Source organism: Acinetobacter sp. YH16031 (genome assembly GCF_013417335.1).
In the GTDB taxonomy this organism is placed as follows: domain Bacteria; phylum Pseudomonadota; class Gammaproteobacteria; order Pseudomonadales; family Moraxellaceae; genus Acinetobacter.
This window is the reverse complement of record NZ_VPED01000196.1, coordinates 1-1,058: the sequence shown is the minus strand read 5'-3', so window position 1 is coordinate 1,058 and position 1,058 is coordinate 1. Positions and strand designations below refer to the sequence as shown.

The window sequence follows — 1,058 nt, the reverse complement described above, 5'->3', positions numbered from 1 at the left end:
GATTATGAATGGCACACGTAAAGGGATAGCTATAGCGGTCTGCAAACTCAGTAATAAATGCCTCGGCCAATTCAATCCGCTGCGCCTGGTTCAACTCTTTCGGTAAAGCCACCACCAAACTGGAACAGGTACGACCATTACTGCGTTCATAAATATCTGCAGTGTCCCAAAACTCAGCCGGATTTCCTTCAGCAAAATTTGGCATATTGCCGGATCTCACAAATTCGATCTGTTCTGAGGCACTTTCTTTATAATTTTTAAAATGCGAAGTCCGGGTAATGTAGTGAAACCGGTTCTTGGCCGTGGCAGCATTTTTTACTTTCCCCGATCGGGTTTTCACGGCCTTTTTGCTTGTGTGTTCCAGGTTGCAATAGAACATAATCCCACCTTCAAATTCACGGAGCCTCGCAGAGCCTGCGGAGCACGAGGAGAAGTGTTTTTAATTCGATATAATTGCGTAGTAATTATATCGAATTAAAAACACGGAAACGAGCTTAAGAATTAAATAAAATGTTCCCACATTTTATTTAATTCTTCCCGTGCCAGCCTATGCTAAACTGAAAACAGAAAAACCTCACCCATTTTATGCTGGAGAATGCGATGACGGCTCGTGGAAGACCTGCGAAAATACTCACTTCAAATGACCTCATGACATTGCAGCAGTTCCTGGAAAAACTTCCCTTCCTCAAGAAAAAACAGCAACAGGCTTTAACCCTACTCCAGCAATCCAATGACAGATTCAATGACAAACAACTCAGTCTGCTCAAAACAGTCGACCGGGAGAAGAACCAGTTTCTAACAAGACAGGCACTCATTGAACAGATCAAACTGAAGGACAAAAACCAGCAGCCCCTCTTGGCCAACGAAATTGAAATTCTGACCTTACTCAATCAAGCAATGGATCAGGATAATTTTTTCCGCCTGGATCGCGCCCTAGAGTCTTATCAGAAAATTGAAAAAGCCGCCCTAGACAATCGAATCCGGCTGGAGAATGAACACAAACGTGAAATTTTGCAGAAAAGTCACAAGGAACTGACGGAAGCCCAGAAAAAACGCAA

General features: G+C 43.2%; 1 protein-coding gene and 1 pseudogene. One reads left to right on the top strand and one right to left on the bottom strand.

The annotated features are described in order from the left end of the window. Nucleotides 1–379, bottom strand: a 379-nt coding sequence (locus FTV31_RS17120) for a MobA/MobL family protein (RefSeq protein WP_180015841.1), incomplete at its 3' end; no start/stop codon positions are given. Between the two features lie 221 nt (nt 380–600). Here FTV31_RS17120 and FTV31_RS17115 point away from each other — a divergent pair. Then, nucleotides 601–1,058: pseudogene (locus FTV31_RS17115) on the top strand (hypothetical protein); the annotation flags it as partial.